The organism is Stutzerimonas sp. 21-1 (assembly GCF_056336065.1).
Map to the genome: position 1 here is coordinate 3,307,581 of NZ_CM150500.1, position 24,849 is coordinate 3,332,429.

General features: G+C 66.9%; 26 protein-coding genes. 14 read left to right on the forward strand and 12 right to left on the reverse strand.

Annotation, left to right across the window (positions count from 1 at the left end; translation table 11 throughout):
- Position 1: 1 nt before the first annotated feature.
- Together pgl and zwf are read right to left on the reverse strand one after the other, a co-directional pair.
- Complete coding sequence (gene pgl, locus AC0ZJQ_RS15950; protein WP_008569808.1) at positions 2 to 715, reverse strand: 6-phosphogluconolactonase; 714 nt, start codon at positions 713 to 715, stop codon at positions 2 to 4.
- Positions 702 to 2,171, reverse strand: coding sequence for a glucose-6-phosphate dehydrogenase (zwf, locus tag AC0ZJQ_RS15955; protein WP_008569807.1), 1,470 nt, complete (start codon positions 2,169 to 2,171; stop codon positions 702 to 704). Before zwf ends, pgl begins: the two co-directional genes overlap by 14 nt.
- Before the next feature lie 171 nt (positions 2,172 to 2,342).
- Between zwf and AC0ZJQ_RS15960 the strand changes: the two genes are divergently transcribed.
- Positions 2,343 to 3,212 (forward strand): MurR/RpiR family transcriptional regulator, encoded by an 870-nt coding sequence (locus AC0ZJQ_RS15960; protein ID WP_008569806.1) that lies wholly within the window; start codon positions 2,343 to 2,345, stop codon positions 3,210 to 3,212.
- A gap of 71 nt (positions 3,213 to 3,283) precedes the next feature.
- On the opposite strand, the gene AC0ZJQ_RS15965 is transcribed toward AC0ZJQ_RS15960, so the two are convergent.
- The 4 genes from AC0ZJQ_RS15965 to mdtD form a co-directional block, all read right to left on the reverse strand.
- The gene (locus AC0ZJQ_RS15965; RefSeq protein ID WP_008569805.1) at positions 3,284 to 4,243 is read right to left on the reverse strand and encodes a glucokinase; all 960 of its coding nucleotides are present in this window, start codon (positions 4,241 to 4,243) and stop codon (positions 3,284 to 3,286) included.
- Positions 4,240 to 6,066, reverse strand: a complete 1,827-nt coding sequence (gene edd, locus AC0ZJQ_RS15970) for a phosphogluconate dehydratase (protein WP_476476914.1) — start codon at positions 6,064 to 6,066, stop codon at positions 4,240 to 4,242. Before edd ends, AC0ZJQ_RS15965 begins: the two co-directional genes overlap by 4 nt.
- 105 nt (positions 6,067 to 6,171) lie before the next feature.
- Positions 6,172 to 6,432: a hypothetical protein gene (locus AC0ZJQ_RS15975; protein ID WP_138300423.1), complete on the reverse strand. Its 261-nt coding sequence runs from the start codon at positions 6,430 to 6,432 to the stop codon at positions 6,172 to 6,174.
- A 258-nt stretch (positions 6,433 to 6,690) separates the two neighbouring features.
- Positions 6,691 to 8,118, reverse strand: a complete 1,428-nt coding sequence (gene mdtD, locus AC0ZJQ_RS15980; RefSeq protein ID WP_476476915.1) for a multidrug transporter subunit MdtD — start codon at positions 8,116 to 8,118, stop codon at positions 6,691 to 6,693.
- Positions 8,119 to 8,396: 278 nt separating this feature from the next.
- On the opposite strand from mdtD, the gene AC0ZJQ_RS15985 reads away from it, so the two are divergent.
- The 4 genes from AC0ZJQ_RS15985 to AC0ZJQ_RS16000 are packed head-to-tail and all read left to right on the forward strand — an operon-like array spanning position 8,397 to position 11,518.
- Entirely contained in the window at positions 8,397 to 8,930 is a 534-nt protein-coding gene (locus AC0ZJQ_RS15985) for an iron transporter (RefSeq protein ID WP_003289031.1), read from the forward strand.
- A gap of 14 nt (positions 8,931 to 8,944) precedes the next feature.
- Positions 8,945 to 9,271, forward strand: coding sequence for a cupredoxin domain-containing protein (locus AC0ZJQ_RS15990; RefSeq protein WP_043298228.1), 327 nt, complete (start codon positions 8,945 to 8,947; stop codon positions 9,269 to 9,271).
- Between the two features lie 16 nt (positions 9,272 to 9,287).
- Entirely contained in the window at positions 9,288 to 10,145 is an 858-nt protein-coding gene (locus AC0ZJQ_RS15995) for an FTR1 family iron permease (protein WP_043298229.1), read from the forward strand.
- A complete protein-coding gene (locus AC0ZJQ_RS16000; RefSeq protein WP_077682070.1) occupies positions 10,142 to 11,518 on the forward strand; it encodes a 4Fe-4S binding protein in 1,377 nt (458 codons plus the stop codon). Before AC0ZJQ_RS15995 ends, AC0ZJQ_RS16000 begins: the two co-directional genes overlap by 4 nt.
- Positions 11,519 to 11,539: 21 nt before the next feature.
- On the opposite strand, the gene AC0ZJQ_RS16005 is transcribed toward AC0ZJQ_RS16000, so the two are convergent.
- A complete protein-coding gene (locus tag AC0ZJQ_RS16005) occupies positions 11,540 to 11,968 on the reverse strand; it encodes a DUF192 domain-containing protein (protein ID WP_476476916.1) in 429 nt (142 codons plus the stop codon).
- Between the two features lie 373 nt (positions 11,969 to 12,341).
- On the opposite strand from AC0ZJQ_RS16005, the gene AC0ZJQ_RS16010 reads away from it, so the two are divergent.
- From AC0ZJQ_RS16010 to AC0ZJQ_RS16025, 4 genes are all read left to right on the forward strand, one after another.
- Positions 12,342 to 13,733: a GntP family permease gene (locus AC0ZJQ_RS16010; RefSeq protein ID WP_476476917.1), complete on the forward strand. Its 1,392-nt coding sequence runs from the start codon at positions 12,342 to 12,344 to the stop codon at positions 13,731 to 13,733.
- A 25-nt stretch (positions 13,734 to 13,758) separates the two neighbouring features.
- On the forward strand, positions 13,759 to 14,529 hold the full coding sequence (locus AC0ZJQ_RS16015) for a 3-hydroxybutyrate dehydrogenase (protein ID WP_476476918.1): 771 nt from the start codon (positions 13,759 to 13,761) through the stop codon (positions 14,527 to 14,529).
- A 112-nt stretch (positions 14,530 to 14,641) separates the two neighbouring features.
- Positions 14,642 to 16,222: a thymidine phosphorylase family protein gene (locus AC0ZJQ_RS16020; protein WP_476476919.1), complete on the forward strand. Its 1,581-nt coding sequence runs from the start codon at positions 14,642 to 14,644 to the stop codon at positions 16,220 to 16,222.
- Positions 16,222 to 17,118 carry a ribose-phosphate diphosphokinase gene (locus AC0ZJQ_RS16025; protein ID WP_476476920.1) on the forward strand — a complete coding sequence of 299 codons (897 nt, stop codon included), beginning with the start codon at positions 16,222 to 16,224 and terminating at the stop codon, positions 17,116 to 17,118. Before AC0ZJQ_RS16020 ends, AC0ZJQ_RS16025 begins: the two co-directional genes overlap by 1 nt.
- 110 nt (positions 17,119 to 17,228) lie before the next feature.
- Here the strand turns inward: AC0ZJQ_RS16025 and AC0ZJQ_RS16030 are convergent, their stop codons facing one another.
- From AC0ZJQ_RS16030 to AC0ZJQ_RS16045, 4 genes are all read right to left on the reverse strand, one after another.
- Positions 17,229 to 18,011 (reverse strand): DNA-formamidopyrimidine glycosylase family protein, encoded by a 783-nt coding sequence (locus tag AC0ZJQ_RS16030; protein WP_476476921.1) that lies wholly within the window; start codon positions 18,009 to 18,011, stop codon positions 17,229 to 17,231.
- A 67-nt stretch (positions 18,012 to 18,078) separates the two neighbouring features.
- Positions 18,079 to 18,963: a pseudouridine synthase gene (locus tag AC0ZJQ_RS16035; protein WP_476476922.1), complete on the reverse strand. Its 885-nt coding sequence runs from the start codon at positions 18,961 to 18,963 to the stop codon at positions 18,079 to 18,081.
- 75 nt (positions 18,964 to 19,038) lie between these two features.
- Positions 19,039 to 19,308, reverse strand: a complete 270-nt coding sequence (locus AC0ZJQ_RS16040) for a PepSY domain-containing protein (RefSeq protein ID WP_008569789.1) — start codon at positions 19,306 to 19,308, stop codon at positions 19,039 to 19,041.
- Positions 19,309 to 19,384: 76 nt separating this feature from the next.
- Complete coding sequence (locus AC0ZJQ_RS16045) at positions 19,385 to 19,738, reverse strand: copper-binding protein (protein WP_102827778.1); 354 nt, start codon at positions 19,736 to 19,738, stop codon at positions 19,385 to 19,387.
- Positions 19,739 to 19,898: 160 nt separating this feature from the next.
- Between AC0ZJQ_RS16045 and AC0ZJQ_RS16050 the strand changes: the two genes are divergently transcribed.
- From AC0ZJQ_RS16050 to AC0ZJQ_RS16065, 4 genes are read left to right on the forward strand one after another with little or no spacing between them, the layout of a single operon-like run.
- Positions 19,899 to 20,207 carry a PepSY domain-containing protein gene (locus AC0ZJQ_RS16050; RefSeq protein ID WP_476476923.1) on the forward strand — a complete coding sequence of 103 codons (309 nt, stop codon included), beginning with the start codon at positions 19,899 to 19,901 and terminating at the stop codon, positions 20,205 to 20,207.
- 8 nt (positions 20,208 to 20,215) lie between these two features.
- The gene (locus tag AC0ZJQ_RS16055) at positions 20,216 to 20,521 is read left to right on the forward strand and encodes a PepSY domain-containing protein (RefSeq protein ID WP_476476924.1); all 306 of its coding nucleotides are present in this window, start codon (positions 20,216 to 20,218) and stop codon (positions 20,519 to 20,521) included.
- Complete coding sequence (locus AC0ZJQ_RS16060; protein ID WP_476476925.1) at positions 20,521 to 21,186, forward strand: response regulator transcription factor; 666 nt, start codon at positions 20,521 to 20,523, stop codon at positions 21,184 to 21,186. Before AC0ZJQ_RS16055 ends, AC0ZJQ_RS16060 begins: the two co-directional genes overlap by 1 nt.
- A complete protein-coding gene (locus tag AC0ZJQ_RS16065; protein ID WP_476476926.1) occupies positions 21,183 to 22,517 on the forward strand; it encodes a sensor histidine kinase in 1,335 nt (444 codons plus the stop codon). The genes AC0ZJQ_RS16060 and AC0ZJQ_RS16065 overlap by 4 nt, the downstream gene beginning before the upstream one ends.
- Positions 22,518 to 22,526: 9 nt before the next feature.
- Here the strand turns inward: AC0ZJQ_RS16065 and AC0ZJQ_RS16070 are convergent, their stop codons facing one another.
- Complete coding sequence (locus AC0ZJQ_RS16070; protein WP_102827780.1) at positions 22,527 to 22,742, reverse strand: DUF3509 domain-containing protein; 216 nt, start codon at positions 22,740 to 22,742, stop codon at positions 22,527 to 22,529.
- Positions 22,743 to 23,076: 334 nt separating this feature from the next.
- Here AC0ZJQ_RS16070 and AC0ZJQ_RS16075 point away from each other — a divergent pair, with 334 nt between their 5' ends.
- A complete protein-coding gene (locus AC0ZJQ_RS16075; protein ID WP_314017934.1) occupies positions 23,077 to 23,949 on the forward strand; it encodes a helix-turn-helix transcriptional regulator in 873 nt (290 codons plus the stop codon).
- The last annotated feature ends 900 nt before the right edge of the window (positions 23,950 to 24,849 follow it).

A 24,849-nucleotide genomic window follows, 5' to 3' on the forward strand; every position in this document is an offset into this window, starting at 1 on the left:
CTCAGGGGCACCAGTAGATTTCGAGGGGACGGGCGAGGAAGGCGCGGATCGGCATCGCTTCGTAGGATTCGCCGGCCAGGGCCTGGTTGAGCGTGGCCAGCTTGCCCGGGCCGTGCAGGGCGAGCAGGGTCAGCCGCGCACTGGCCAGTAGCGCCAGCGACATACTCAGGCGCTGGCGTGGCACGCTCGGCGCCTGCATCCGCAGGCAGCGCCGCGTACCACGCGGGTCGAGCGCCACTTCCAGGTTCGGGCTGTCGGGGAACAGCGAGGCGGTGTGGCCGTCCTCGCCCATGCCCAGCACCAGCACGTCGATCGGCGGCAGCTCGGCCAGCACGGCATCGGCGCGCTCGGCCGCCTCGTCGATACTGGCCGCGCTCTGGTACAGGCCAATCAGCCGTGCCGCGGCGGCCGGCCCCTGCAACAGGTGTTGGCGTACCAGCCCTTCATTGCTGTCCGGATGGCTGACCGGCACCCAGCGCTCGTCGGCGAGGCTGACGGTGACCCTGGCCCAGTCCAGTTCCTGCTGCGCGAGGCGCTCGAAGAAGGCGATCGGGCTGCGTCCGCCGGAAACCACCAGGGTCGCCGCACCACGCTCGGCGATCGCGCCGCGCAGGGCGTTGCTCACGGTCAGCGCCAGTTCGCCGGCCAGCTGTTCGGCGTTGCCGAGGCTGAAACCGAGGGTCTGCACCGGGAGATCGAGGTTAGAGATCGTCATACCAACTCCTGCCGTCACGGCTGATCAGGGCAATCGAGGCAGCCGGTCCCCAGCTGCCTGCGGTGTAGGGTTTGGGGGGCGCGCCGACGCGTTGCCAGCCGTCGATCAGCTGGTCGCACCACTTCCAGGCGTATTCGATTTCGTCCTTGCGCACGAAGAGGTTCTGGTTGCCCTTCATCACTTCCAGCAGCAGACGCTCGTAGGCGTCCGGGATGCGCGGGCTCTTGTAGGTTTCCGAGAAATTCAGCTGCAGCGGGCCGCTGCGCAGCTGCATACCCTTGTCCAGGCCCTGGTCCTTGGTCATCACCAGCAGCGAGATACCCTCCTGCGGCTGCAGGCGGATGATCAGCTTGTTGCCGATCAGCTGGCGCTGCTCCGGGGCGAAGATGTAGTGCGGCGGCGCCTTGAAGTGGATGACGATCTGCGACAGCTTCTGCGGCATGCGCTTGCCGGTACGCAGGTAGAACGGCACCCCGGCCCAGCGCCAGTTGCAGATCTCGGCACGCAGGGCAACGAAGGTCTCGGTGTCGCTCTGGGTGTTGGAGTTTTCCTCCTCCAGATAGCCCGGCACCTGGCGCCCGAGGATGCTGCCGGCGACGTACTGACCGCGCACCAGCTGCTGGCCGAGCTGCTCCGGCGCGATCGGCGCCAGCGCTTTGAGCACCTTGACCTTCTCGTCGCGGATGCTGTCGGCCGAGAGGTCGCTGGGCGGGTCCATGGCGATCAGGCAGAGCAGCTGCAACAGGTGGTTCTGAATCATGTCGCGCAGCTGGCCGGCCTGATCGAAGTAGCCCCAGCGGCCTTCGATGCCGACGGTTTCGGCAACGGTGATCTCCACGTGGGAAATGTGGTTCTGGTTCCACTGCGTCTCGAACAGGCTGTTGGCGAAGCGCAGGGCGATGAGGTTCTGCACCGTGTCCTTGCCCAGGTAATGATCGATGCGATAGGTGCGGTCTTCCGGGAAGAAGCGCGCCACCGCGTCGTTCACCTCGCGGGAGGATTCCAGGTCATGGCCAATGGGCTTTTCCAGCACCACGCGAGTGCGCTCGGCCAGCCCCGCCTCCGCCAGCCCGGCGCAGATCACGCCATAGACGGACGCCGGAGTGGCAAAGAAGGCGACGATCCGTTCGGCCTGGCCGGCCTTGTCCGCCAGCGCGGCGTAGTCCTCGCGGCGGCCGAACTCCATGCTCAGGTAGTCCAGCCGGGCCAGGAAGCGCTGCAGGGCGCTCTCGTCGAGCTCGCGTTCGGCCACATGCCGGCGCAGGTGCTCGGCAATCAGCGCCAGGTGCGTGGCCGGTTCGCCGCCGTCACGGGCCAGACCGAGGATGCGGGTGTCCGCCGGCAGCAGGCCGGCACGATCGAGCTGATAAAGCGCGGGAAACAGCTTGCGCAGGGCCAGGTCACCGAGGGCGCCGAACAGCGCCAGGGTGCAGGGTTCGACAGATAATGGCGTCATGATGTTTGTTCTTCTACTAAAACTGCCCTATGAATACACGGCAATGCTCGGTTATTCAAGTTCAATGTAGTAATAACAACAACATTTACCGTGAAACAAGATTCCTGTGGTCGCTCCGCACCCCGCTCAGTAGGATAGGTGACCCCTTTGGCAAGCCGCATCAGGACCGACATGGACCGCGTACACAACCTGCTCGAGCAGATCCAGCGCCGCCTCGAAGACCTCAACAAGGCCGAGCGCAAGGTCGCCGAAGTCATTCTGCGCAACCCGCAGCAGGCGACCCGCTTCAGCATCGCCACGCTGGCGCAGACCGCGCAGGTCAGCGAGCCCACGGTGAATCGCTTCTGTCGCTCGTTCGGCGTCAGCGGCTATCCGGAGCTGAAGATGCAGCTGGCGCAGAGCCTGGCCAGCGGCGCTGCCTACGTCAGCCAGGCGGTGGAGCCGGACGACGGCCCGGCGGAATACACCCGCAAGATCTTCGGCTCAGCCATCGCCTCGCTGGACAGCGCCTGCCAGAGCCTCGACCCGCAGCTGGTCAGCCGCGCCGTGGACCTGATGATCCAGGCCCGGCAGATCCACTTCTTCGGCCTCGGCGCCTCGGCCTCGGTGGCGCTGGATGCGCAGCACAAGTTCTTCCGCTTCAACCTGGCGGTGACCGCCCATTCGGACGTGCTGATGCAGCGCATGCTGGCCTCGGTGGCGCACACGGGCGACCTGTTCGTGATCATTTCCTACACCGGACGCACCCGCGAACTGGTGGAGGTGGCGCGCATCGCCCGGCAGAACGGCGCCTCGGTCCTCGGCCTGACCGCCGCCGGCTCGCCGCTGGCCCAGGCCAGTACGCTGAGTCTGAATATCCCGCTGCCCGAGGACACCGACATCTACATGCCGATGACCTCGCGCATCATCCAGCTCACCGTGCTCGACGTGCTCGCCACCGGCATGACCCTGCGCCGCGGCGTGGATTTCCAGCCGCATCTGCGCAAAGTGAAGGAAAGCCTGAATGCCAGCCGCTACCCGGCGGATGAAGAGCCGGGCTAAGAAAAACAGAACCAGCGCAAATGCGGGATGTTGCTATAACAACATCCCGCATCACGCCCTGCACAACCCCGTCAGCGCGCCAGCGCCTGCTCCAGCGCCACCCCGGCGCCTTCCAACCCCGGAAACTCAGCAGTCACCAGCCACACCGGCACCTCGCCGAGATAGCCACTCATGCAGCCCTTGCTGGTGAAACCGCGGGCGAAACCACTGGCGGCGAAGAAATCGGCGAAACGCGGCACCACGCCACCGACGATATACACCCCGCCCCGCGCGCCGAGCGTGAGCACGTTGTTGCCGGCCACGCGGCCGAGCCACACGCAGAACTGGTCCAGAGTCGCCACCGCCAGAGGATCGCCCGCCAGCGCGGCCGCGGTGACTTCAGCCGGCGACGCCAGTCGCGGCGTCAAACCGGCCAGGGCACAGACCGCACGGTAGAGCAGCAACAGGCCACCGCCACTGAGCACGTCCTCGGCACGCACATGGCCAAGCTGCGCGAACAGCATCTGCCACAGCGCCGCCTCGTGCGCATCCGCCACGGGCAGATCGACGTGCCCGCCCTCCCCCGGCAACGCACGCCAGCTGCCACCACCCAGGGGCATCAACGCGGCGACGCCCAGCCCGGTGCCCGGCCCGATGACCAGCGCCGGCGCGTCGGGCTCGGCGACGCCAGAGAGGATCGTACGGCGCTCCGCCTCGCTGACCCGCGTCATACCCAGCGCCATCGCGGCGAAGTCGTTGATCAGCTGCAGTTCATCCAGCTGCAACGCACCGCAGAAGTCGCGCCGCGACAGCCGCCAGTGATTGTTGGTGAAGGTGAACTGCTCGCCCTTGACCGGCCCGGCACAGGCCAGGCACGCCGCACCGACGCTGCCCGGCGCCAGACCGAGCGAAGCCAGGTAATGTTCGACCGCCTGTTCCGGGGTGGCGAAATCCGCCGCCGCCAGCACTTGCACCGACTCCAGTCGCGAGTCACGCCAGAGGGCGAAGCGCGCGTTGGTGCCGCCGATATCCCCGACCAGCGCCAGCCTCATCGCAGCGCCTCCAGCCCGGCGGTGAACACACTGGCGCCCTGCTCGGCGGAACTGAACGCCGCCCGCATGAAGCCGAACAGCTCGCGCCCGCAGCCCTGAACGCTGGCCGCAGGCGCCGCTGCCGGCGCGCGATCGGCCAGCTCGGCGGCATCCACCAGCACCTCGAGCGTGCCGCTCTGTCCATCCACGCGCAGCAGATCGCCGTCGCGCACGCGCGCCAGCGGTCCGCCGTCGATCGCCTCCGGACACACATGGATCGCCGCCGGCACCTTGCCCGAGGCCCCGGACATGCGCCCGTCGGTGACCAGCGCGACCTTGAAGCCGCGATCCTGCAGCACGCCGAGATAGGGCGTCAGCTTGTGCAGTTCCGGCATGCCGTTGGCGCGCGGCCCCTGGAAACGCACCACGGCGACGAAATCAAGCTCCAGCTCGCCAGCCTTGAACGCCTCGACCAGCTCCAGCTGATCGGCAAAGACCCGCGCCGGCGCCTCCACCACCCGATGCTCCGGCGCCACGGCAGACACCTTCATCACGCCACGACCGAGATTGCCGCTCATCACCCGCAGCCCGCCTTCAGCCGAGAACGGCCGCGCCACCGGCCGCAGGATGCTCTCATCCAGACTCGTCGCAGCCCCTTCACGCCAGGTCAGCCGCCCCTCCTCGAGGAAAGGCTCCTGCGTGTAGCGTCTGAGTCCTTGCCCCACCACGGTCTGCACATCCTCATGCAGCAGGCCGGCGTCGAGCAGCTCGCGCACCAGCAGCGCGACGCCGCCCGCAGCATGGAAGTGGTTGATATCGGCCGAGCCGTTGGGATACACGCGCGCCAGCGTCGGCACCACCTCGGAGAGATCGGCCATGTCCTGCCAGGTCAGCTGGATACCGGCGGCCTGGGCGATGGCCGGCATGTGCAGGGTGTGATTGGTCGAGCCGCCGGTGGCATGCAGGGCGACGATGGCATTGACCAGCACACGTTCATCCACCAACTCACCCAGCGGGGTGAAGCTGCCACCCTGCGGCGTCAGACGGGTGACCTGGCGCGCCGCCTCGGCAGTCAGCGCTTCGCGCAGGGGCGTGCCCGGGCTGACGAAGGAGGAGCCCGGCAGGTGCAGGCCCATCACCTCCATCAGCATCTGGTTGGTGTTGGCGGTGCCGTAGAAGGTGCAGGTGCCGGGGCTGTGATAGGCCTGCATCTCCGCGGCCAGCAGCTCGTCACGACTGGCGTTGCCTTCGGCGTAGCGCTGGCGCACCGCGGCCTTGTCCTTGTTGGCCAGCCCGGAGGACATCGGCCCGGCCGGCACGAACACGGCCGGCAGATGACCGAAGCGCAGCGCACCGATCAGCAGCCCGGGAACGATCTTGTCGCAGATGCCGAGCAGCAGCGCCCCATCGAACAGGTTGTGCGACAGCGCCACCGCAGTGCTCATGGCGATCACCTCGCGGCTGGCAATGGCCAGCTCCATACCCGGCTCGCCCTGGGTGACGCCGTCACACATCGCCGGCACGCCACCGGCCACCTGCCCCACCGAACCGATCTCGCGCAGCGCCTGGCGCAGACGTTCGGGATAGTCCTCGTAGGGCTGATGCGCCGAGAGCATGTCGTTGTAGGCGGTGACGATGGCGATGTTGGCGGCATCGGGCAGGCGCAGGCGCTGCTTGTCCTGCGCACCACAACCGGCGACGCCGTGGGCGAAGTTCGCGCACTGGGCGCCGCTGCGCGCCGGCCCCGCCCCCGCCGCCCCACGAATCAGCGCCAGATAGCGCTCACGGGTTGGGCGACTGCGGGCGATCAAGCGCTCGGTAACGGCGAGGACACGAGGGTGCATGCGGCTGACTCCAGATTATTTTTGTTGGTTTTTATACCAACATAAGCCGAAGCCAACAACGATTTATCGCGTGCAAAAACAAATATTTTGTTTTTTATAACAAGATCACCGATTCAGCAGTTCGAGCTTTCGACGCAGCTGCGCCGCATGGGCCTTTTCCGCACGCAGCCCCGCGAAGAACTCGGCCTTCTCCCGCTCAAGGCGCTCGATGATTGCGCCAACGTTCACCAGCAGTTCGCGCAACACGCGCAACTCGCTCTGCTGCCGGCGATAGCCGAACCCGAGTGCGCAGAGCGCGATCAGCACTACCAGAACGACACACAGCGACACCCCCATCACCAGCCAGGACATGCTCAGCGCTTCCATCTCTCCACTCCTTGTGCATTGGCAAAACGCCATCTTCGAGCGAGACGATATGTAGCTTTAGAAGACAGGTCGATAATGTTTACTTGCACAGGTAAAGGAATGCAGCAGGTTACCGGGGCCCTGCGTGCCATCAGACCACGCCCCTGGAAGTCGCCAGCCGGCGGACGGCGCCGGCTGGCGGGCTGACCGCCCACGCATCGCCGTGCGCACGGATATGTCAGGAAACTGGACAGATAAAACAGCGCCGCCGTGCGGCACTCAATCACCCATCGGCATCGCGCCGCGCCCCTCGCGAGGCTGGCTGCCATCATGCCGCTTCAACTGCAGGAAAATGCTCGCGCCCGCCAGGCTCATGCCGCCGAGGCAGAGGAACGTCAGCTCGAAGGCATGCAGCACCTCGGCGCCCTGCGCACCCGGCACGGTGAAACCGCCCAGCAGCGCGCCTGCGGTCGCGACCCCGAGACTCATCGACAACTGCACCACCACCGAAAGCAGGCTGTTGCCGCTGCTGGCGTTGGCGTTGCTGAGGCCGATCAACGTCACGGTGTTCATCGCGGTGAACTGCAACGAGTTACCCACGCCGATCAGCCCCAGGTGCGCCAGCAGCAACAGGTAGGGCGTATCGGCATCCACCGTCGCCAGCCCGGCGATCAGCATGCCGAGCAGCGCGGTGTTGCCGATCAGCAGGTTGCGGTAGCCCAGGCGGTCGAGCAGCCCCTTGGCCAGCGGCTTGACCAGCATCGCGCCCACCGCCAGCGGAATCATGCTCATCCCCGCCTGCGCCGGCGAGTAGCCCAGCGCGACCTGCAGCAGCAGCGGCAGCAGGAACGGCAACGCACCGCTGCCCAGGCGGGCGAACAGATTGCCGCAGATACCCACCGCGAAGCTGCGCGTATGGAACAGCCGCGGGCTGAACAGCGGCGCCGGGATGCGTGCGGCACGCAGCCAGTACGCCGCCAGGCAGGCAGCGCCGGCGAACAGCAGCACCAGCACCCGTGCGTGCGGCATGTGCAGCTCGCCGAGCCCTTCCAGGGCGATGGTGATCAGCAGCATCGCCGCGCCGAACAGGATGAAACCGAGGGTATCGAAGCGCATCCGCTTGTCCGCGCGGAAATCAGGCATGAAGCGGAACGCCGCGATGCAGCCGATCACCCCGACCGGCAGGTTGATCAGGAAGATCCAGTGCCAGGAGGCGTACTGCACCAGCCAGCCGCCGAGCGTCGGCCCGAGCAGCGGCCCGACCATGCCGGGCAGCGCGATGAAGGTCATCACCCGCACGAACTCGCTGCGCGGGAAGGCCCGCAGCACCACCAGCCGTCCGACCGGCAACATCAGCGCGCCGCCGATGGCCTGCACGACGCGGGCGCCGATCAACTGATCGAGGCTCACCGACAATGCGCAGAGCAATGAGCCGAAAGTGAACAACACCACCGCAGAGAAGAACGTCTTGCGCGTGCCGAAGCGGTCGGCGATCCAGCCGGATGCCGGAATCAGCAGCGCCACGATGAGCATGTAGGCGATCACCACGCCCTGCATGCGCAGCGGGTCCTCGGCCAGATCACGTGCCATTGCCGGCAGCGCGGTGTTGAGGATGGTGCCATCCAGCGTCTGCATGAAGAAGGCGATGGCAACCAGCCAGGGCAGGACACGGGCGGTGCGGGCGTCCAGAACGGAGGTCGGCAGCATGGCGGGCTCTAGGGCGAAGGGTTCGTCATCTTAGAGGATTCGTCTGGGCAAGGTGCGCCGCGACCGGCGCCCGACGGCCGCAACGCGGTCACCCGCGCGGCGCTGCGACAACCGGACGCGGACCGGCGCCAGCACCCGCCGCTGCTGGGATCCAGGCTGGCAGCAGCTCGCCGAGCGCGCCAGTAACAAAATATTTCTTCGGAAATTGACACGAATCATTATCATTAGAAGCCGCAAGTGCGAGTCTGTTTCCGTACTTATCCCTACCGGAGGCTTCCATGCGTATCCCCGCCACCCTCGCGATCACCACCCTGCTGCTCACCCCGCTCGCCCAGGCCAAGGAATATCCCATCGGCGAGCCGCAGCAATGCGGTGGCATGGAAGTCGGCGCGGTCTATCTGCAGCCGGTGGAAATGGACCCGGCCGGCATGATGCTCGCGGCGGCCAAATCCGACGTGCACCTGGAAGCGGACATCTCCGCCACCGAAAACAACCGCAACGGCTGGCAGGAAGGCAGTTTCGTGCCGTACCTGAGCATCCACTACACGCTGCGCAAGAAGGGTTCGAGCGAAGTCATCGAAGGCGACTTCCATCCGATGGTCGCCAACGACGGTCCGCACTACGGCGACAACGTCAAGCTGCTCGGCCCGGGCAAGTATCAGCTGACCTACAAGATCCTGCCGCCGGGTTCGGGCCACGCCATGTTCGGCCGCCACGTCGACAAGGAAACCGGCGTCGCCCCGTGGTTCGAAGGCTGCGAGCTGAACTACGAGTTCACCTACGCCGGCATCGGCAAGAAAGGCGGTTACTGAGGCGGAGAAGGCCCATGCGTACATTCCTGCTCGCCGCCCTGCTGCTGACCGGCGCTGCCGGCAGCGCCCAGGCGGCACTGCCGACTTACGAGCTGACCATCCGCGACGGCCACTTCGAACCGGCCTCGATCGAAGTGCCGGCGCGCCAGCGCTTCAAGATCGTGGTGCACAACGCCGGCAGCGGCCCGACCGAGTTCGAGAGCACGCCGCTGCGGGTGGAGAAGGTGCTGTCGCCGGGGGTGACCTCGTTCGTCGTGATCCATCCGTTGAAGCCGGGGCGCTACCCGTTCTTCGACGAATTCCATCTGGACCTTCCCGAAGGCGAGATCGTCGCCAAGTAGTTCGCAGGAGCTAGTCATGGGCCAATCCATGTTCATCGTCTGGCGCGAGAGCGTCGAGGCACTGCTGGTGATCGGCATCCTGCATGCCTGGCTGCGCCAGCAGCCGGGCGCGGGCCACGCGCTGCGCATGCTCTGGGGCGGCGTCGCAGCCGGCCTGGGCCTGGCGGTCGCGCTGGGCTGGGGCGTGCTGCGCGCCGGCGACTGGCTGGCCGGCAGCGGCGGCGAGTGGTTCCAGTGCGGCATGCTGCTGGTGGCGAGCATGCTGATCCTGCACATGGTCGGCTGGATGCATCACCACGGTCGCACCCTCAAGAGCAGCCTGCAGAACAGCGCGGCGCAGCAGCTCAGCCAGGGCAGCGGCTTCGGCCTGCTGCTGCTCGCCATGCTCGCCGTCGGGCGCGAGGGCAGCGAGACGGTGGTGTTCCTCTACGGCATCGGCAACCAGCAGCAGGGCCACGACCTCACCGGCTTCGTCATCGGCGGCGTGCTGGGCTTCGTCCTCGCGCTGCTCAGCTACGCGGCGCTGCAGGCCGGTAGCCGTTTCTTCAGCTGGCGGCGCTTCTTCCAGGTCAGCGAAGTGCTCCTGCTGCTGCTCGGCAGCGCGCTGTTGATGGCCGGACTGGATCGTTTCAGCGGCCAGCTGATGGGCATGGACGTGCCGGAGCAGTTCTACAGCTTCTTCGGCGATCCGCTGTGGGACACCTCGGCGTGGCTGGACGACGGCAGCGCGTTGGGCAGCACCATCGCCGGCCTCACCGGTTACCGTGCGATGCCGTCGCTGGCCGCGGCGCTGACCCTGCTGCTGTACTGGCTGGCGGTGTGGACCTGGCTGCGCCCGGCGCGGCCGGTGGCGCTGGCGACGAGGCCGGCATGATCGCCCAGGCGCCCTGGCTGGCGCGCGTCGGTGACTGGCTGCGTGAGCACGCCAAAATCATCCGCGCGGTGCAGTGGCTGGTGGTGGGGTTCTACCTGGTGCTGCTGGTGATCCCCGCCGTGCTGCCGCTGCCACCCGCCCAGGCGGGCATGCTCGACAACCTCACGCTGCTGGCGCAGTTCGTCTTCTGGGGCCTGTGGTGGCCGTTCGTGCTGCTGTCGATGGTGCTGTTCGGCCGCATGTGGTGCGGCGTGCTCTGCCCGGAAGGCTCGCTGAGCGAGTGGATCAGCTGGCGCGGGCTGGGCCGCGGCACGCCGCGCTGGATACGCTGGGGCGGCTGGCCGACCGTGGCGTTCATTCTCACCACCGTCTATGGCCAGCTGATCAGCGTCTACGACTACGCCCAGGCCGCGCTGCTGATCCTCGGTGGCTCCACCGTCGCGGCGATGCTGGTGGGCTACCTCTACGGACGCGGCAAACGCGTCTGGTGCCGCTACCTGTGCCCGGTCAGCGGCGTGTTCTCGCTGCTCGCGCGCCTCGCACCGCTGCATTACAAAGTCGATGAACAGCGCTGGCTGGAAAACAGCGGTCCGCACCTGCCTACCCCCAACTGCGCGCCGCTGCTGGACATCCGTCGCATGCAGGGCGCCAGCGACTGCCACGCCTGCGGCCGGTGCAGCGGCCAGCGCGGCGCGGTGCAGCTCAGCGCCCGCTCGCCGAACCAGGAAATCCTCATCGTCGGCAACCAGCCGCAGCACAGCCACTGGGACAGCACCCTGCTGCTGTTCGGCATGCTCGGCCTGGCGATGGGCGCCTTCCAGTGGACAGTCAGCCCGTGGTTCATCGCCCTCAAGCAGGCCGCCGCCGAATGGCTGGTCGATCGCGAACTGTTCTGGCCGCTGGAAGCCGATGCGCCCTGGTGGCTGCTGACGCACTATCCGCAGGTCAACGACGCGTTCAGCTGGCTCGACGGCGCGGCGATCCTCGCCTACATCGGCGGCAGCGCCGTGCTGCTCGGCGGCGCACTGTGGCTGCTGGTGCAGGCGGCCGTGCGACTGATGGGACGCAGCGGCAACGTGTTCCACCATCTGGCGCTGAGCCTGACGCCGCTGGGCGGCGCGGGGCTGTTCCTCGGTCTTTCCGCCACCACGGTCAAGCTGCTGCGCTACGAAGGCCTGCTGCTGAGCTGGGTGCCGCTGGCACGCGCGGCGCTGCTGGTCGGCGCGATCATCTGGAGCCTGTACCTGGCCTGGAAGGTCATCGGCCGCCACGGCGCCAACGGCCTGCGCCGGCTGCTGGCATTCAGCTGCATGAGCGGCGCCGCCGCGTTGATCGGCTATGGCTGGTGGCTGCAGTTCTGGGGCTGGAACTGAGACGCGCGACCGGCATCCGGCTCAGCGCCCCGACAGCGGCGCGTTGCCAGGAATGCCCTGCACCGGCGTGCCGAGCCCCAGCGCCCGCTCGGTGAACCAACCGCGGTTGGTTTCCAGCGCGTAGCGCGCCGGTGCCTGGGCGCAACGCATCTCCCGGCTGAACGGCTCGAGGTCGATCAGGTCGACGATCACCCCCCGCTCATCGAGGAACGCCGCGGACAGCGGCAGCGGCGTGTCCTTCATCCACAGGCAGTTGTGCCGCACCTCGTCGAAGCGGAACAGCATGCCGCTGTCGGTGGCCAGCTCGCGGCGTCCCATCAGGCCGAGCTGGCGCTGCTCGGCGGTCAGCGCGTACTCCGCAGACAACTCATGTTCTCCCAGGCGCAGGGCCAGCGGTTCGGCCGCCTGTACCAGCGGCGCCAGCAGCGACAACACAAGCGCAACACGCATCGAACATCCTCCCAAACCCGTAACGAATCGGCCGTGCCTGCCGACGCCAGCGTCCATCGCAGCGCGGCCGATAATGGCCAGCATAGCCAGTGCGCAGACGCCCTGCGCCGCCCGCGCCGGCCTGCGCATGTCCATCGCGGCGGACACATGGGTCCAGTCCGGCGGACATCAAGACCTGTCCGGATAACTGAACACTTGACTGAAAAGCCAGCCGGATCAAACAGTTAGCGATCTGGCACGGAACTCGCTAAACCGTCCGGGCGGCATCGTCCGCACGCCGAACAATAACAACAACATGCCTGTCACCGCCGCGAGACTCCCGAATGCCCCGGCAGCATCCGATCGCACGGCAACAGGTCAGGAGATCGTCCCGATGAGCGTCGTCATCGCCCTTGCCGCACTGGCTCTGCTGATGCTGGCTGCATACCGCGGCTACAGCGTCATCCTCTTCGCCCCCATCGCCGCCCTCGGTGCGGTGCTGCTCACCGATCCATCCGCCGTGGCCCCGGCCTTCACCGGCGTGTTCATGGAGAAGATGGTCGGCTTCATCAAGCTGTACTTCCCGGTATTCCTGCTCGGTGCCGTGTTCGGCAAGTTGATCGAGCTGTCCGGTTTCTCGCGCTCGATCGTCGCCGCGGCGATCCGCCTGCTCGGCACGCGTCAGGCCATGCTGGTGATCGTGCTGGTCTGCGCGCTGCTGACCTACGGTGGGGTTTCGCTGTTCGTCGTAGTGTTCGCCGTGTACCCGTTCGCCGCCGAGATGTTCCGCCAGAGCGACATGCCCAAGCGGCTGATCCCGGCGACCATCGCGCTCGGTGCGTTCAGTTTCACGATGGATGCCCTGCCCGGCACCCCGCAGATCCAGAACATCATTCCCACCACCTTCTTCGGCACCACGTCGTGGGCGGCGCCCTGGCTGGGTGTGATCGGCACGCTGTTCGTGTTCAGCGTCGGCATGTTCTATCTGCATCGCCAGCTGCGCAAAGCCAAGGCGCGCGGCGAAGGCTACGGCACGGAGCTGCGCAACGAGCCGGAGACCGCCGAGGACATCGCCCTGCCCAATCCCTGGCTGGCACTGTCACCGCTGATTCTGGTGGGCGTGGCCAACCTGCTGTTCACCCGCTGGATTCCCGAGGTCTACGGCAAGACCCACAGCCTGCAACTGGCCGGCATGGCGCAGCCGGTGACCAGCGAAGTGGCCAAGCTGACCGGCATCTGGGCGGTGCAGGCGGCGTTGCTGCTGGGCATTCTGCTGGTGTTGATCTGCGGCTTTCGCGCGATCAAGGCCAAGCTCGCCGAAGGTACCAGGACCGCGGTCGGCGGCGCCCTGCTAGCGTCGATGAACACCGCGTCGGAATACGGCTTCGGCGCGGTGATCGCCTCGCTACCGGGTTTCCTGGTATTGGCCGACGCGCTGAAGAACATCCCCAACCCGCTGATCAACGAAGCGGTCACCGTCACCCTGCTCGCCGGCATCACCGGCTCGGCCTCGGGCGGCATGAGCATCGCCCTGGCGGCCATGTCCGACACCTTCATCACCGCCGCCAATGCCGCCAACATCCCGCTGGAAGTGCTACACCGAATAGCGTCGATGGCGTCCGGCGGCATGGACACCCTGCCGCACAACGGCGCGGTGATCACCCTGCTGGCGGTGACCGGCCTGACCCACCGCGAGGCCTACAAGGACATCTTCGGCATCACCCTGATCAAGACCCTGGCGGTGTTCGTAGTGATCGGCGTGTTCTACGCCACCGGAATCGTTTGAGCCCGCGCGGCGAGGAGAGCAACACATGAATCTGCAAGGCAAGACCGCCCTGGTCACCGGTTCCACCAGCGGGATCGGCCTGGGCATCGCCCTCAAGCTGGCCGAGGCCGGCGCCAACCTGGTCCTCAACGGCTTCGGCGACGTCGACGCGGCGCTGGCGGCAATCCGCGCATGCGGCGGGCAGGCCATCCACCATCCGGCCGACGTGAGCGATCCCGAGCAGATCGCAGCGATGGTCGCCGCGGCCGAACAGCGGTTCGGCGGCGTCGACATTCTCGTCAACAACGCCGGCATCCAGCACGTCGCGCCGGTGGAGCAATTCCCGGTCGAGCGCTGGGACGCGATCATCGCCATCAACCTGTCGTCGGCTTTCCACACCACGCGCCTGGCGCTGCCGGGCATGCGCCAGCGCGGCTGGGGGCGGATCATCAACCTCGCCTCGGTGCACGGCCTGGTGGGTTCGGCGCAGAAGGCCGCCTACGTGGCGGCCAAGCACGGGCTGGTCGGGCTGACCAAGGTGGTGGCGCTGGAAACCGCCACCACGGCGATCACCTGCAACGCCATCTGCCCCGGCTGGGTGCTCACGCCGCTGGTGCAGCAGCAGATCGACGAACGCGCCCGCGTCGATGGCGACACCCAGCGCGCGCGCCACGACCTGCTGGCCGAGAAGCAGCCGTCGCTGGACTTCGTCACCCCCGCGCAGCTCGGCGCACTGGTGCTGTTCCTCTGCAGCGAAGCCGGTGAGCAGGTGCGCGGCGCGGCGTGGAACATGGACGGCGGCTGGGCCGCGCAATAGCCGCTTTTCGCTGACCTGCGACAACGTCGCGGCGGGCCCGGCCCCGCTGCGGCTTGGCAAGCGCCCGGCGGCTGAGGCTAGATAGCCAGCATCTCCCAGCGAAAGTCCGCGCATGACCACTATTACCAGCGAAACGCCGAACAGCGGCAAAGCCCCGGTGCACCTGGCCCTGCGCCGGGTCGCCATCGACACCTACCGCGAGAACGTCGCCTACCTGCACCGCGATTGCGCGGCCTGCCGCGCCGAGGGTTTCCAGGCGCTGGCCAAGGTCGAGATCCGCGTCAACGGCAAGCGCATCCTCGCCAGCCTCAACGTGGTGGACGACTCCGCCATCGTCGGCTGCAACGAACTCGGGCTGTCCGAGGACGCCTTCGCCCAGCTCGGCGCAGAGCCCGGCGTGCCCGCTTCGATCTCCCAGGCCGAGCCGGCGCCCTCGATCCCCGCGTTGCACCGCAAGATCGCCGGCGAGCGCCTGCACCGCGAGGATTTCCAGGCGATCATCCGCGACATCGCCGAGCACCGTTACTCGAAGATCGAGCTGACCGCCTTCGTCGTCGCCTGCAACCAGGGTGAGCTGGACCGCGAGGAGGTGTACTTCCTCACCGACGCGATGATCCAGGTCGGCCGCCGCCTCGACTGGCGCGAGCATCCGGTGGTCGACAAGCATTGCATCGGCGGCATTCCCGGCAACCGCACCTCGATGCTGGTGGTGCCCATCGTCGCCGCGCACGGCATGCTCTGCCCGAAGACCAGCTCGCGGGCGATCACCTCGCCGGCCGGCACCGCCGACACCATGGAGGTGCTGGCCAACGTCGAGCTGCCCTTCGAGCGCCTCTGCGAGATGGTCCGCGAGGAGCGCGGTTGCCTGGCCTGGGGCGGCAGCAGCGAACTGTCGCCCGCCGACGACGTGCTGATCGCCGTCGAGCGGCCGCTGTCGATCGACTCGCCGGGACAGATGGTCGCCTCGATCCTGTCGAAGAAGATCGCCGCCGGCTCCACCCACCTGCTGCTGGACATTCCCATCGGCCCCACCGCCAAGGTGCGCTCGATGACCGAGGCGCAGCGCCTGCGCAAGCTGTTCGAGTTCGTCGCCTCGCGCCTGGGGCTGGCGCTCGACGTGGTGATCACCGATGGCCGCCAGCCGATCGGCAACGGCATCGGTCCGGTGCTGGAGGCGCGTGACGTCATGCAGGTGCTGCAGAACGACCCGGCCGCACCGATCGACCTGCGGCAGAAGGCGCTGCGCCTGGCCGGCCGCATGCTGGAATTCGACCCCGACGTGCGCGGCGGCGACGGCTATGCCATCGCCCGCGACATCCTCGACTCGGGGCGGGCGCTGAAGAAGATGCACTCGATCATCGCCGCGCAGGGCGCCAAACCCTTCGACCACAACCAGCCGCCGCTGGCCAGGCTCAGCTTCGACGTGCTGGCCGACCGCGACGCCGTGGTCACCGGCATCGACAACCTGCAGCTGGCACGCATCGCGCGGTTGGCCGGCGCGCCGAAGGTACAGGGCGCGGGCGTCGACATCCTGCGCAAACTCGGCGAACCGGTGCAGGCCGGCACCTGTCTGTATCGCGTCTACGCGGACTTTCCCGCCGACCTCGCCTTCGCCCGTCAGGCCACCGAGCGCGCCAGTGGCTTCAACCTCGGCGGTGCCGACGAGGTTCCCAGTGTATTCGTGGAGTTCTGATGCAAAGCCAGCTGCTGTATTTCGATGACGAACGCGCCGCCGCCCTGCGCCTGGCCGAAGCCTGTGGGCTGCCCGCCGCCGCGGTCGAGCGCCACCGTTTTCCCGATGACGAACTGCGCCTGCGCCTGCCGCTGGCCGAAGGCGACACCATCGCCGAACAGCTGGTGCTCTACCGCGGCCTCGATCATCCCAACGAGAAGCTCGTCGAGCTGCTGCTGGTCGCCGGCGAGGCACGCCGCCTCGGCGCGAAGCGGCTGATCCTGGTCACGCCTTACCTCGCCTACATGCGCCAGGACATCGCCTTCAATCCGGGCGAGGTGGTCAGCCAGCGAGTGATCGGCCAGCTGCTGGCCAGCCAGTTCGACGGGCTGATCACCGTCGACCCGCACCTGCACCGCGTCGCCACACTGCAGGAAGCGGTGCCGCTGGCTGATGCCGTCACCCTCTGCGCGGCGCCGGCGCTGGCGCGACTGATCGCCGAGAGGCACCCCGACGCGCTGCTGATCGGCCCGGATGCCGAGGCGCAGCAGTGGATCGAAGCGGCGGCCGCCGAACACGGCTTCGATTACGGCGTGTGCAACAAGGTGCGCCACGGCGACCATCAGGTGGACATCGCCCTGCCCGATCTGACGTTCGCCGGACGCCCCGTGGTGCTGCTCGATGACGTCGCCAGCTCCGGGCGCACCCTTGCCGAGGCCGCGCAGAAACTGCTGGCCGCCGGCGCCGCCTCGGTGGACGTGGCCGTGACCCACGCGCTGTTCGCCGGCGATGCGCTGCAGGTGATCCGCGCCGCCGGTGTCGAGCACATCTGGAGCACCGACTGCATCGCCCATGAGAGCAACGCCGTGGCCATGGCCCCGCTGCTGGCCGCCGCGCTCCGGCCGCTGCTGCGCTGACGTAGTGTGGAAGTAGGGTGGAAAACGCGCGCAGCGCTTTTCCACCGGAGCCCGGCGAACCACCTCGGCGGCGGATCAACCGCGTGGACAAGGCTGCGCCGTTGTCCACCCTACGCCTCGTCCACGGCGCTCGGTTCGTCGACGGCGATCTGCGTGGAATCGCCGTACCGCTTCTGGCAGCGCTCGCAGAAAAACGCGCGGCGCCGGCTGCGTCCCAGCGCTTTCACCTTCACCAGCGGAATCCGGCAACGTACGCAGGTGCGCTTGCCATGCGCCAGCCAGTTGGTCTTGAGCACACCGGCCTTCTTCCAGTCGAGGAACTGGAAGCTGTAGGTGCGTGCCTCACGCACCAGCTCGCGCAGCTTCGCCGCCAGCAGTTCACCGATCAGCGACAGCGGATGCACGCGAATGCGATAGAGCACCTCGTTCTTGATGATGTTGCCGGAGCCGGCGAACAGCGTCTGGTCCAGCAATGCGTCGCCGGCCAGCAGACGCGGCCGTTCGCGCAGCCGCTTGAGCGTGGTGCGCGGGCGCCAGGCATCGCTCATCACGTCCCGGCTCCAGTCGTAGGTCTGCTCCAACGGGCTCTCGATGAACTGCACCGAGCAGGCGTAGAAATTCAGCTCGCCGTCGGCGAAGCCGAGACTCAGCCGAGGCGTGGACTCCTTGCGTTCGTTGATGCGGTAGCTGCCGAACAGCAGCAGGTGGATGCGTACGGAGACATCCTCCAGCTCGATCAGCAGATGCTTGCCCCAGCTGTGAAAGCCACGCACCACCTGGCCGGCCAGCCGTGCCTTGTCCACCTTGGCACTGCCTTCGGCGCGCTCGATGCGTTGACCGGTGAATGCCGCGACTTCCTCGCGGAGAATGACGATGGATGGACCTTCGGGCATGGAGGCACCAGTGGCTGGCCTGTCTCGGTTGAGACTCGCCCTGGCGCTGAAGGTGCGTCCGTCGCCGTCACCACGCCAGTTGCAGGGTGCTCTCGAACTCGCGCGGCTCACCACTCAGCGGATCGCGAAAACGCAACCCGCGCGCCAGCAGCTTGAGCGGCCGCGCGTAGTCGTCAGCCTCGCGCGCGCTGCGTTCGAGCAGCGCGGGATAGAACGGATCGTTGCAGATCCCGGCGCCGAGGGTCGCCATGTGCAGGCGCAGCTGATGCTTGCGTCCGCTGATCGGCGTCAGCCCGTAGCGCCAGAGATCGCCGCGGCGCTCGAGCACCTCGATCAGCGTTTCGCTGTTGGGCTCGCCCTCACCTTCGCACATGAGGAAGAACGGCTCGCCGGGCACCATGCGCAGGCGTCGGCGCAGCGGAAATTCCACATGCGGCAGCGCCGGGCAGATCGCCTCGTAGCGCTTGGCGATCTCACGCTCACGGAACAGCGCCTGATAGGCGCCGCGGCTGTCGCGATTGGCGGAGAACAGCACCAGCCCGGCGGTGAGGCGGTCGATGCGATGAATCGGCACCAGATCGGCATTGCCCAACCGTTTGCACAGGCGCGCCAGCAGGGTTTCGTTGACGTACTCGCCGGCCGGCATCACCGAGAGAAAATGCGGCTTGTCGGCCACCACCAGATGCTCGTCGACGTGCAGGATGCGCTCCTCGAACGGCACCGGCGTCTCGTTCGGCACCTCGCGGAAGTAGTGGATGCGCAGGCCGGCCCGGTAAGGCTGGTCGAGCGCAATCGGCTGCATGTCGGCGTCCAGCACCCGCTGGCGGTTTATGCGGTCGACCCAGGTTTCACGGTCGATGGCCGGAAAGTGCGCGCACAGACAATCGAGCACGCTGCGCCAGTCGCCTTGGGGCAGGTGCAGCGTGCTCGGTCGGGAATGGGAGGCGGACATGATGCGCGGCGCGGCAGTCGGGGGTGCAGATGATACCCGCTGCGCGCACCGCGCGATGGCTGGATGCGGCTGGAATCACTCCTGCTTGTCGCGAGTCACTTCGCCGGTCTTGCCGTCGATGCTGAACTCGTACTTCTTGCCGTCCTGCTTCATGCCCTCGCCTTCCCAACCATCGTCATCGGCCTCGATGCCGTGCAGCTCGGTGTAGCCGGCGGCCTTGGCCTTCTCCACCGCCTGTTCGAGGGTGATCCAGTCGGCGCCCGGCTTGTCGGCGGCAATCGCGACAGCGGAACCCGAACCGAGTATGGCGACGGCCAGGGCGGCGGTGAGTTTCTTGTTGTACATGGCGTTCTTCCTTCAGTAATGACGGACACTGAATCCGAGCCCAACCGCCGCCCTGAAGTTCAACCCGCGCGCCCGGCTACTGTTTGCGAATCGTGACAATGCGCGGGTCCATCTCGCCGTTGGTGAACTCGAACTCCACCGCATCGCCGACCGCCAGGCCCTCGAGCTGCCGCGCATCGATGCGAAACGGCATGACCATCGCCGGCCACTTCAGCTCGGCCACCGGGCCGAGGGCGATGGTCACGCTGCCCTGCGTCGCGTAAATGGCGCGCAGCGTGCCGCTGGCGCGGTGCGTGACTTCGGCTTCCAGGCTGCCGCTCGCGGCGCTGTCGTCGATGGGCGGCGGCACGGTTTCAGGCTTGAGCAGGTCTTCGGCCAGCGCCGGCTGCGTCAGGCAGAGCGCGGCGAGCATCGCGACGAGGTAGTTCATGAACGGGCTCCAATGACCGAGGCAACAGCAAGCCTAGTCCTTGCGCCTGCGCCCGCCCTCGCCCGAACGATGCAAAAAACCGCTGTGGATGACATTCAGTTTCATTTAAGCCAAGGCGCATAACCTGTGAACCGTCGAAACCAACCACAGGAATCCAGACATGAAAACCCTCACTACTCTGTTCACCGCTGCCACCCTCGTCTTCGGCGCCAACCTGGCCACGGCCAAGGACCTGGGCCCGGACGAAGCCCTGAAACTGCGCGACGCCGGCACCATCCAGTCGTTCGAGAAGCTCAACGAAGCGGCGCTGGCCAAGCACCCGGGCGCTACCATCGAGGACACCGAACTGGAAGAAGCCTACGGCCGCTACGTCTATCAGCTTGAACTGCGCGACGACAAAGGTGTGCAATGGGACGTAGAACTCGACGCCAAGACCGGCGAAGTACTGCAGGACCAACAGGACGACTGAAGCCAGCCATGCGTGCCCCTCTCCTCATGACGCTCCCCTTGGCACTGCTGCTCGCCGCCAACCCGGCGGCGAGCCGCGACCTGGATCAGGACGAAGCCCTGCGCTTGCGTCGGGACGGCCTGATCCAGCCGCTGGAAAACCTTCTGCAGCAGGCGTTGCAGCGGCATCCCGGCGCCAGCCTGCTGGAAGCCGAACTGGAGGAAGAGGACGGCCGCTATGTCTACGAAATCGAACTGCTGACCCGCAACGGCGTGGCTCGCGAACTGGAACTCGATGCGCGCGACGGCACGCTGCTCAAGGATGAGGTGGACTGATGCGCCTGTTATTGGTCGAAGACAGCGTACCGCTGGCCGACGAACTGACCGCCAGCCTCACCCGTCAGGGCTATGCCATCGACTGGCTGGCGGACGGTCGCGACGCCGACTACCAGGGCACCAGCGAGCCCTACGACCTGATCATTCTCGACCTCGGCTTGCCCGGCAAGCCGGGGCTGGAGGTGCTGCGCGACTGGCGCGCACGCGGCCTCGCCACACCGGTGCTGATCCTCACCGCGCGCGGCTCCTGGGCCGAGCGCATCGAAGGGTTGAAAGCCGGCGCCGACGACTACCTGACCAAGCCCTTTCACCCCGAGGAACTGCTGCTGCGCATCCAGGCGCTGCTGCGCCGTGCGCATGGCGTGGCCAACCAACCGCTGCTGGAGGCCGGCGGCCTGGCGCTGGACGAAGCGCGCCAGAGCTGTCGCAAGGATGGCCAGGAGATCGAGCTGACTGCCGGCGAATTCCGTCTGCTGCGCTATTTCATGCTGCATCCCGGCCAGCTGCTGTCCAAGACGCAGCTGACCGAGCACCTGTACGACGGTGAAACCGAGCGCGACTCGAACGTCATCGAGGTGCACATCAACCGGCTGCGCGGCAAACTCGGCCGCGAGCTGATCGAAACCCGCCGCGGCCAGGGCTACCGCTTCGGCAGTGCGCCTTGAAATCGATCCAGCGCAGTCTCAGTTTCGGTCTGGTGGCGATCCTGGTGATCGTCGGCCTGCTGCTGTTGCAGACCAGCCTGTGGCTGTTCGAGGCCGGCCTCAAGCGCAGCCTGGAAACCGACCTGCGCGAGGAGGCCGAAGGGCTGCTGATCGCCGTGGTGCGCGGCCCCGACGGCATCCAGCTCGACACCAAGCGGCTCAACCCGCGCTACCACCGGGCCTTCTCCGGGCACTACTTCCAGATCGAGCTGCCGGATCGCCTGTGGCGCTCGCGCTCGCTGTGGGATGCCACGCCGGCATGGCCAACCGAGCCCGGCATGGCCGCCGAACTGCTCGACGGCCCGCAGGAGCAACGCCTGCTCGCCTACCGCGCCGAGTATCAGCGCGACGGTCAGCCGATCGTCATTGCCGTGGCGCAGGACTACACGCCGATCCTCGACAGCTTCGCCCGCGTACGCCTGAGCGGGCTGGCCCTGGTCGGCGTGGCGCTGCTGGTGTTCCTGCTGCTGCAACGCTACGCGGTTAGCCTGGCGCTGCGGCCGCTGGAGCGCGCCCGCCAGCAGATCGCCCAGCTGCAGCAAGGCCAGCGCCAGCAGCTGGAAGGCAACGTGCCACTGGAGCTGCAACCGCTGGTCGAGCAGATCAACCATCTGCTGCAGCACACCGACGACACCCTGAAACGCTCGCGCAACGCCCTCGGCAACCTCGGCCACGCGCTGAAGACTCCGCTGGCGGTGCTCGGCAGCCTGACCCAGCGCGATGAATTCGCCGCCCATCCGGAGCTGCAGGCCGCGCTGCAGGAACAGCTCGCGCAGATCCAGCAGCGCGTCAGCCGCGAATTGGGCCGTGCACGCCTGGCCGGCGACGTACTGCCCGGCGCGCATTTCGATTGCGACGTCGAGTTGCCCGCGCTGTTCGACACCCTGGCGACCATCCACCGCAGCGACCTCGACCTGCGCTGGCAGGCACCGGCGAGCTGTCGCCTGCCGTGGGATCGCGAGGACATGCTGGAGCTGCTCGGCAACCTGCTGGACAACGCCTGCAAATGGGCCGGCCACACCGTCACGCTGAACATCACGCGCAGCGCCAGCGACTGGCAGATCGAAGTGAACGACGACGGCCCCGGCATTCCCGCGCCGCTGCGCGCCAAGGCGCTCGGCCGCGGCATGCGGCTGGACGAAGCGGCGCAGGGACATGGTCTGGGATTGGATATCGTCGGCGACATCATCGCCGCCTGGCGCGGCAGCTGGGAGCTGGGCGAAAGCCCGTTGGGTGGCCTGCGGGTGACGATTCGTCTGCCGGCCGCGCAGCCAGCGGGCCGTAGCGGCTGACGGCGCGCCTCAGCCCGAGCGGGCCAGCTCGTTGCGAATGTCTTCGAGCAGCGTCTCGACCAGCAGGGTGTTCTGCACCTGCCGCCCGCCAATCACGCGGATCGCCTCGACGCCATTGATGGGATAGGACACCCGCACCAGCAGTTGTCCATCGGATTGCGGCTCCACACGCGTGCGGTATTGCGCGGAAAAATTCTCTGCCAGGTGGCGCGACATCGTCTTCATGCAGCATCTCGACACGGGTAGCCTGCAGACAAAGACCACGCGTTCTACTCGGAATCTCCCGCCGCTCATCGGGAAGCCACGACCACTCGTTCAACTGTCACCTAACGGCTCTAGGCAAGGGCTATCCGCCCTCGCGCTCGGCATACGCCAGCCAGGCCAGAAGCCCCATCGCGACCAGGGCGACGGATGACATACCCACGGCTTGCCACAACAGACTCATCGCGACCTCCTTCGGCTGAATCGGCTTGAATCACGCCCCGAATATATGTAGCGTCCGACGACACGTCGAGCATGCAGACAGAGGCATGTAAAGTTTTCGAACGGAACCGCCGCCATGAAAAGGGAACAATCGCTCAGCCACATCCGCTGGGACCTCGCCCTGCGCTACCGCCTGATCGAAACGGTCGCCTGGTGGGAAGGCCGCCTGACCACGGGCCATCTGATGCAGAGCTTCGGCATCAGCCGGCAGCAGGCGTCGAAGGACATCAACACCTACCTCAACGAACATGCGCCGAAAAACCTGACATATGACCGTCACCTGAAGGGCTACAAGCCGGCGAAGAACTTCCGCCCACGCTTCATCGACGCCAGCGCCAGCGCTTACCTGCATCTGCTCGACCAGAACCGCATGCGCGCGCCGCATATCGAAGGTCTGGCGCTGGCCTACGCACACACCGAGGTGCTGCAGGTGCCGGACCGCAGCATTCGTCCGGAAGTGCTGCGACCGATCCTGCTGGCCTGTCGCGAGGGCCTGCGGCTGGAGACCGAGTACGTGTCGCTGGCCAACCCGGCGGTGGAGATCCGCGTGATGGCGCCGCACACGCTGGTCTTCACCGGCATGCGCTGGCACGTGCGCGCCTACTGCGAGAAGAACCGCGCCTACCGCGACTTCGTCCTCAGCCGCTTCCGCGGCGAGCCGGACCTGATGGACGCAAGCGAACACACCCGCGAGCAGGATGAGGCGTGGAACACGCCAGTGACCGTGCTGATCGAGCCGGACGCACGGCTGAGCCCGGCGCAGAAGGCGATCATCGAAGTGGACTACGGCATGGCCGACGGCCAGCTGCCGGTCGAGACGCGCGGCGCGCTGGTGCAGTACGTGCTGCAGCGCTTCGGGATCGATCCGAACACGGTGCAGGCGAATGCGGCGGCGCAGCAGCTGCAGGTGGGGAATCTGCTGGCGTTGAAGGGGTGGTTGTACTCGTGAGGGGTTGGCTTGGCTCGGCAGCGGCCACAGGGTGCGCGCTGCACGACGCGTCACTGTTCCCCGCCATCGGAGAAGTCGTAGGGTGGAAAACCGCGCAGCGTTTTCCACCGTGGGTGGCGCGCACGCTTGTGGCTGACGTGGAGCTTTCCTCGGCCCGAGCTACAGGTTGCGCCTTGCACGGCGCCTCACTTTTCTTTGGACGCGGATCGCCGCCCGGCGCAAAGAAAAGTAAGCAAAAGAAAACGCGCCCCTGCATCCGGCCCTGCGCCGCGCGCAGGGTCCGTTCGCTCCATCGCCGCTCTAGGGGTCGGCTTACAAGGGCCATTCTTGGCCCTTTAAGCCTTTCGCCGCGTCCATGCGGCTCAACCCCTTGCGCAACGATTCCGCTCACCCTCCTGAAGGGGAATCGGGTTTCGCCTACTAGGCCGTGCATGGAAAAGCGAAAGGCAAATCCAAGAAACAAAGCGAAGAGAAGCGAAGCCAGCCGCTGTGCCTTCAGGCAACTCGGACTTCCTCCCCCTTCAGGAGGCCGAACGCAGGCGTTGCGTAGGGGGACGCGAGGCATGGACGCCGAGCGAGGAATGAAGGGGCAGGGATGCCCCTTCGTGACGTGCCCCCGGAGCAATGCCGGAGTGAGGGAAGTCTGGTCGCGTAGCGGCCAGACCCGGATGCAGGGGGCGCCTTCTCTTTGGTTACTTTCTCTTGGCGAAACAAGAGAAAGTGACGCGCCGTGCAAGGCGCAACCTGTAGCTCCGGCCGAGCAAAGCGCTGCGCCGTTCGCAGGCATAGGCGCCCAACAAGGTGGAAAACGCTGCGCGGTTTTCCACCCTACGGAAAGCGTCACGCCCAAACACCGGGCATTGCGCCCCGCCCCACCAAAATCCCCAAACAAATCGCGCC

Excerpts from the sequence above, each read along its gene's own strand:
- pgl (WP_008569808.1), bottom strand. The coding sequence starts at position 715 with ATGACGATCTCTAACCTCGATCTCCCGGTGCAGACCCTCGGTTTCAGC.
- zwf (WP_008569807.1), bottom strand. The coding sequence starts at position 2,171 with ATGACGCCATTATCTGTCGAACCCTGCACCCTGGCGCTGTTCGGCGCC.
- AC0ZJQ_RS15960 (WP_008569806.1), top strand. The coding sequence starts at position 2,343 with ATGGACCGCGTACACAACCTGCTCGAGCAGATCCAGCGCCGCCTCGAA.
- AC0ZJQ_RS15965 (WP_008569805.1), bottom strand. The coding sequence starts at position 4,243 with ATGAGGCTGGCGCTGGTCGGGGATATCGGCGGCACCAACGCGCGCTTC.
- edd (WP_476476914.1), bottom strand. The coding sequence starts at position 6,066 with ATGCACCCTCGTGTCCTCGCCGTTACCGAGCGCTTGATCGCCCGCAGT.
- AC0ZJQ_RS15975 (WP_138300423.1), bottom strand. The coding sequence starts at position 6,432 with ATGGAAGCGCTGAGCATGTCCTGGCTGGTGATGGGGGTGTCGCTGTGT.
- mdtD (WP_476476915.1), bottom strand. The coding sequence starts at position 8,118 with ATGCTGCCGACCTCCGTTCTGGACGCCCGCACCGCCCGTGTCCTGCCC.
- AC0ZJQ_RS15985 (WP_003289031.1), top strand. The coding sequence starts at position 8,397 with ATGCGTATCCCCGCCACCCTCGCGATCACCACCCTGCTGCTCACCCCG.
- AC0ZJQ_RS15990 (WP_043298228.1), top strand. The coding sequence starts at position 8,945 with ATGCGTACATTCCTGCTCGCCGCCCTGCTGCTGACCGGCGCTGCCGGC.
- AC0ZJQ_RS15995 (WP_043298229.1), top strand. The coding sequence starts at position 9,288 with ATGGGCCAATCCATGTTCATCGTCTGGCGCGAGAGCGTCGAGGCACTG.
- AC0ZJQ_RS16000 (WP_077682070.1), top strand. The coding sequence starts at position 10,142 with ATGATCGCCCAGGCGCCCTGGCTGGCGCGCGTCGGTGACTGGCTGCGT.
- AC0ZJQ_RS16005 (WP_476476916.1), bottom strand. The coding sequence starts at position 11,968 with ATGCGTGTTGCGCTTGTGTTGTCGCTGCTGGCGCCGCTGGTACAGGCG.
- AC0ZJQ_RS16010 (WP_476476917.1), top strand. The coding sequence starts at position 12,342 with ATGAGCGTCGTCATCGCCCTTGCCGCACTGGCTCTGCTGATGCTGGCT.
- AC0ZJQ_RS16015 (WP_476476918.1), top strand. The coding sequence starts at position 13,759 with ATGAATCTGCAAGGCAAGACCGCCCTGGTCACCGGTTCCACCAGCGGG.
- AC0ZJQ_RS16020 (WP_476476919.1), top strand. The coding sequence starts at position 14,642 with ATGACCACTATTACCAGCGAAACGCCGAACAGCGGCAAAGCCCCGGTG.
- AC0ZJQ_RS16025 (WP_476476920.1), top strand. The coding sequence starts at position 16,222 with ATGCAAAGCCAGCTGCTGTATTTCGATGACGAACGCGCCGCCGCCCTG.
- AC0ZJQ_RS16030 (WP_476476921.1), bottom strand. The coding sequence starts at position 18,011 with ATGCCCGAAGGTCCATCCATCGTCATTCTCCGCGAGGAAGTCGCGGCA.
- AC0ZJQ_RS16035 (WP_476476922.1), bottom strand. The coding sequence starts at position 18,963 with ATGTCCGCCTCCCATTCCCGACCGAGCACGCTGCACCTGCCCCAAGGC.
- AC0ZJQ_RS16040 (WP_008569789.1), bottom strand. The coding sequence starts at position 19,308 with ATGTACAACAAGAAACTCACCGCCGCCCTGGCCGTCGCCATACTCGGT.
- AC0ZJQ_RS16045 (WP_102827778.1), bottom strand. The coding sequence starts at position 19,738 with ATGAACTACCTCGTCGCGATGCTCGCCGCGCTCTGCCTGACGCAGCCG.
- AC0ZJQ_RS16050 (WP_476476923.1), top strand. The coding sequence starts at position 19,899 with ATGAAAACCCTCACTACTCTGTTCACCGCTGCCACCCTCGTCTTCGGC.
- AC0ZJQ_RS16055 (WP_476476924.1), top strand. The coding sequence starts at position 20,216 with ATGCGTGCCCCTCTCCTCATGACGCTCCCCTTGGCACTGCTGCTCGCC.
- AC0ZJQ_RS16060 (WP_476476925.1), top strand. The coding sequence starts at position 20,521 with ATGCGCCTGTTATTGGTCGAAGACAGCGTACCGCTGGCCGACGAACTG.
- AC0ZJQ_RS16070 (WP_102827780.1), bottom strand. The coding sequence starts at position 22,742 with ATGAAGACGATGTCGCGCCACCTGGCAGAGAATTTTTCCGCGCAATAC.
- AC0ZJQ_RS16075 (WP_314017934.1), top strand. The coding sequence starts at position 23,077 with ATGAAAAGGGAACAATCGCTCAGCCACATCCGCTGGGACCTCGCCCTG.